Raw genomic sequence first — 4951 nt, 5'->3', positions numbered from 1 at the left:
CCGGCTTTTTGTCGTATACTTCAAAATAGATTCTTTCACTGTCCGCCAGTCCATACTCATTATAAGTGGTAATATAGCAAGAATACTTTCCCGGATTATTGAATGATCTCGAATAAGAAGTATCTCTGGTGTCATGTGTGTCAATTCGGGTTCTTCCGCCGTCAGCATTTTCTGTATCAATGCCTACTGTATAAGCCACACCGCCTTCGCTGGACAAGTTAAACGTCAATGTTTCCCCTGCCATCCAGGCATAGTGGTCTAATGTTACTTTTGCCCACTTCGGCGGATTCGGATTCACCCCCGAAAAGAACAGCTTCGCCTCTAATCTTCTTCTATTTTTCAGTCCGGAATCCACTTTACCCGTTGCAGAGTTGGTTACAACATAGCTTTCAAATGCAGATGCAGCGGCAGCCTGCGACATTTCTCCACGCAGATATTTTACCAGCGGAGAATTTTTAATCATAGACGTTCCGCCGCCGGTGTTGTACGTAAAGCTGACCAGTGCATCAAATTGATTCTGATTCATCTGCAATCCGGAAGTCTGCCGTCTGACATTGGGGATATATGATGACACGATCTCCTGACGCATTGCCACTTCGGCAGCAGCCTTTGTAATGCTGTGCAGTCCGCTGGCATGTGCCTTTGTGCCGCATTTTGTACCATATCCTATCGAAGATTGTGCACCGTCATAATAACACTTGGCACTGAATCCCTCTCTGGCTTTGATAAAATCAATACCGTTCTGGCTAATCGTCAATTCGGCAGAAGTTGCCGCACTCACCGGCAGCCCCGCACACATTCCCATGCCCAGCACGACCGCAATACAAGCCGCGAGCCACCGAGCAAGCCATTTTCTTCTGCATGTTTTCATTTGTACCAACTCCTTTTCGTTCAGACCAAAATTTGTGTATTTCCCTTTCTTGAATACAACAAATGATGTATCCATAAATTTATAATACCACATTCGTTGTAAAAAATCAAGTGTTCGTCCGCATTTGTAGTATAATTTTGGTGAAATCTATAAATAGGAGAAATCACCATTATGCAACATTACCAGCGAATCCGCGACCTCAGAGAAGACCACGACCTGACACAGGAAGCACTTTGCAAAAAGTTATACATGCACAAGACCACCTACACCAATTATGAACAGGGAAAGCATTCTGTCCCGTTGGATTTTGCCGTCCTTCTGGCGAATTTCTACGATGTCAGTCTGGACTATCTCGCCGGACGCACCAATCTCCCGAAAAATCCTCACGGGATCACCATTGCAGACGATGCCCTGCTGGTGCTGCAAAAATACACCGCCCTCACCGAACGCAACAAGGGCAGGCTGGAGCAGTTTCTCGACACCCTCTCCGAACAACAGGCTCAGCAAAAAGAAACACGATCGTCCGTGTGAAATAGCAAAAAGCGTACCGTCCCAGACGATACGCTTTTTTTCATTTCGCATAAGCACTGCATAATGTCACGCTGCCGGAAAAATCGGCATATTCCACCGAAAGATACCAGTCGCCGCCGCTGCCGGTGATCTCCTGTGAGATGTTCCCGTTTGCATCGGGTGTGAGCCACAGTTCGTCGCTGCCGTTTTTCACGATCAGCTGCACAAAGCCGGACTGGCAGGCAACCGAGCCCGTGACTTGCAGCCGCCTTGCCTGCAAGCTGCACCCGCCGAAAACCACATCTTTTCCCCGTGCCTGCCGACATGTGGCGGCATAGGCTCCGGTGTAGTTGTCGCTCCCGCAGGTTCGCGTGCCAATGAGCTTGTGCTCCGAGGTACGTGCCAGCGAGCCCATGGAGGACACCACCTTTTCATAGCCGTGCAGCAGGTCCGCTTTCCCGCCGCAGCCCACGCTGCAAACCAGTGTCAACAGCAGCGGCAGCACCCAGATTTTCCGCAGTTTCATTCTGCATTGCCCCTTTCCAACAGCCAGTTCATGATTTTCCACACCGCACCGGCAATTCCCAGAAATACCGCCAGCGGCACGGCTACGACTGCCAGCAGCATCAGCCCCACAGCCAGCACTGCCCCGCGGTAAATTCGCTGCCGCATCATTTTACCAGCTGGTAGTAGCTGCGGGAAGTTGCCTTGTACATAACCACATACAGCACTGCAAACACCAGATAGCTGCCCCCAGTCACGCCCACCAGCAGCGGCGTATTCGACAGCCCGAACATCATCAGCAGCTTCCGGAGCAGCGGGAACGCAAAGCACAGGTGCACACCCGATGCCAGCAGCGGTGCGGCAAAGACTGTCAGGATCTGGGAGTTGATGCTCTTTTTGATCTCCTTTCGGGTCATGCCCACCTTTTGCAGAATCTCGAACCGTGCTGCATCTTCGTATCCCTCGGAGATCTGCTTGTAGTACATAATCAACACCGTGCCGAACAGGAATACCACGCTCAACAAAATGCCCAGATACAGCAGCCCGCCGAACAGGGAGTAGAAGCTGTACCGCTGCATCTCCAAACTTTTGACTTCGTAAAAATATTCCTGATGTGTCTGTGCGTCGTCGGCAAACTGCTGCTCCAATTGTTTTTCCAGTTCCATCTGTGTGTCCGCGTTGCAGTCCAGATCAAATCCCAGCCAGGTCTGATAACTGGACGCCATTTTTTCGCCGTAGACAGAATACTGGTACTCGTAGAGCCGGCTCATAGTTTCGCCGTCCGGAACCACCAGGTACATGGTCGGATAGGTCGCAATGGCATTGTCACCGATTTCAAGAAAGTCAGGAACCTGCTTCTTGATATGAAATTGGAACTGGTCATCGATATTCAGGGCATCTCCGCTGAACGTTCCGCGAAACATACACAGCAGCACTTCATTTTCGCCCAGTGTTTCTGTTGTGCCGGTGATTTTTTCGTAGGTGTCCAGTGTCACAATATTCAGCATGACCAGTTTGTCGATGCTCTCCGCATACTGAGTGCCGCTGACTTCCGTATACTGTTTTACCGAGAGATTGCTGCCCTGCCTTAACGCCGCGAAATTCAGATTGTTGTAGGCGAGTTCATTCTTTCTGGTCTGATGCGATGTCTGCAATACAGCATCGACCTGCTGTTCGATGTAAGATGATGCCGCAACACTCTGGTCGTAGTCCTTAGTGAAAACGCCGACTTCCAGATCTCTGGGATAGCGGGTGTGCAGGCTGGCATCTTCGCCGATCCGCAGACAGAGAGAGGACGAGATCATCACCAGCACGCCGGTGGAGAGGATACAAATGGAAGCCAGACTGGCACCGTTCCGCTTCATGCGATAGGACATAGAGGAAACGGAAACGAAATGGTTCAGTTTATAGTAGTACTTTTTGTTTTTCTGGAGCAGCTTGCACAGTGCCACAGAGCCGCAGATGAACAGCAGGTAAGAAGCGATAATGACCAGCACAATGGCAATAAACAGCACCAGCAGTGCCTGTATGGGATCTTTTGTGGTCAACGCCAGATAATACGCGGTACCCAGCAATAACATGCCCAGCAGTGCCAGTATCCAGCGTGCCTTCGGCGGCTTTTCGCCGGTCTTTTCCCCGTGGAGCAGTTCTATTGGCTTTGCCACACGGATCTGTCCCAGCGAATACAGCAGGATCAGCACAAAAGACAGGGCTGTCAGAAACAGGGTATTTCGCACCGCAGAAGGTTCAATGACAAATGCCAGAGAAGCCTGATTGGACAGCATTTTCGCCGCACAGAGTTCCGCCAGCTTGGACAGGAGAATGCCCATGCCCAGACCGCCGACAATGGAAACGGCAAACAGCATGAGATTCTGCCACAGGAGCACGCGGGCAATATTGCCCTTTCCCATGCCCAGAATATTATACAGTCCGAACTCCGTTTTCCGGCGACGCATAAGAAACGAATTCATGTAGAACAGAAAGATGACAACAAAAAATGCCACCACCGGCACGCCCCATGACAAGATCAGCTGCATATCACCGCCGCCACGCATCTGTTTGACAGATTTGTTGTAGGTGAGATAGGACACGATGTAAAACATCATGACCAGTCCGATGCTGGTCAGCAGGAACGGCACATAGGTTTTCTTGTTCTTGATAATGCCGTGCCATGCCAATTTGGGATAGAGATGCATGTTCATCGTGCCTCACCTCCGGTAGTCAGCAATGTCAGAGTGTCCGAAATCCGCTGATAGAACTGTTCGTTGGTGTCGTTTCCCCGATACAGCTGGTGGAACACTTCGCCGTCCTTGATAAACATTACCCGTCCGGCACTTGCCGCCGCCTTGGTGGAGTGGGTCACCATGACAATGGTCTGTCCCGACTGGTGGATCGCCGAAAACAGTGCCAGCAGTTCATCAGAAGAACGGGAGTCCAGTGCACCGGTAGGCTCATCTGCCAGAATCAGCCGCGGGTTGGTGATCAGGGCACGAGCCACGGCGGCACGCTGTTTCTGTCCGCCGGAAACCTCATAGGGGAATTTTTTCAGCAGCTGGGTGATGCCCAGCTGTTTCGCAATAGGTTCCAGCCGCCGCTGCATCTCCGCATAGGGTGTTCCCACCAGCACCAGCGGCAAATAGATGTTGTCCTCCAGTGAAAAGGTGTCCAGCAGGTTGAAGTCCTGAAAGACAAACCCCAGATGATCCCGCCGGAATGCGGCGATACGGGATTCCTTGATCTGTGTCAGGTCGTTTCCGTCCAGCTGCACCATACCGCTGGTAGGCTTGTCCAGTGCCGCCAGAATGTTCAGCAGCGTGGTTTTTCCGGAACCGGATTCCCCCATGATCGCCGTATATTCTCCCTGCTCCACCGTAAAGGAAACGTCCCGCAGAGCCTCAACTTGATTGCCGCCGAAACGAGTGGTGTAAACCTTTTTCAAATGTGCTACTTCCAGCATTGCCATTGCAATGACCTCCTTCATCTTTGCGTGTATGGACAACACACAAGCTTTATGCAGTGTTGCCCATGTTTTGTTGAGGCAATACCGCACAAAGATTGTGCGACAGA

General features: G+C 51.2%; 6 protein-coding genes. 1 reads left to right on the top strand and 5 read right to left on the bottom strand.

What is annotated here, in order from left to right; translation table 11 throughout:
• On the bottom strand, positions 1-871 hold an 871-nt coding region (locus tag RUMCAL_RS14240; RefSeq protein ID WP_051343568.1), incomplete at its 3' end, for a lysozyme.
• A 171-nt stretch (positions 872-1042) separates the two neighbouring features.
• Between RUMCAL_RS14240 and RUMCAL_RS14920 the strand changes: the two genes are divergently transcribed.
• Positions 1043-1402 (top strand): helix-turn-helix domain-containing protein, encoded by a 360-nt coding sequence (locus RUMCAL_RS14920; protein ID WP_021680483.1) that lies wholly within the window; start codon positions 1043-1045, stop codon positions 1400-1402.
• 40 nt (positions 1403-1442) lie between these two features.
• Here the strand turns inward: RUMCAL_RS14920 and RUMCAL_RS00825 are convergent, their stop codons facing one another.
• The 4 genes from RUMCAL_RS00825 to RUMCAL_RS00815 are packed head-to-tail and all read right to left on the bottom strand — an operon-like array spanning position 1443 to position 4847.
• On the bottom strand, positions 1443-1907 hold the full coding sequence (locus tag RUMCAL_RS00825; protein WP_021680482.1) for a hypothetical protein: 465 nt from the start codon (positions 1905-1907) through the stop codon (positions 1443-1445).
• Positions 1904-2056 carry a hypothetical protein gene (locus tag RUMCAL_RS15260; RefSeq protein WP_021680481.1) on the bottom strand — a complete coding sequence of 51 codons (153 nt, stop codon included), beginning with the start codon at positions 2054-2056 and terminating at the stop codon, positions 1904-1906. The genes RUMCAL_RS00825 and RUMCAL_RS15260 overlap by 4 nt, the downstream gene beginning before the upstream one ends.
• Positions 2053-4086, bottom strand: a complete 2034-nt coding sequence (locus tag RUMCAL_RS00820; RefSeq protein ID WP_021680480.1) for an ABC transporter permease — start codon at positions 4084-4086, stop codon at positions 2053-2055. The genes RUMCAL_RS15260 and RUMCAL_RS00820 overlap by 4 nt, the downstream gene beginning before the upstream one ends.
• Complete coding sequence (locus RUMCAL_RS00815; protein ID WP_040646382.1) at positions 4083-4847, bottom strand: ABC transporter ATP-binding protein; 765 nt, start codon at positions 4845-4847, stop codon at positions 4083-4085. The genes RUMCAL_RS00820 and RUMCAL_RS00815 overlap by 4 nt, the downstream gene beginning before the upstream one ends.
• Positions 4848-4951 lie beyond the last annotated feature (104 nt).

This window comes from Ruminococcus callidus ATCC 27760 (assembly GCF_000468015.1).
Classification (GTDB): Bacteria; Bacillota; Clostridia; order Oscillospirales; family Ruminococcaceae; genus Ruminococcus_C; species Ruminococcus_C callidus.
This window is presented reverse-complemented; position numbering and strand designations above follow the sequence as displayed.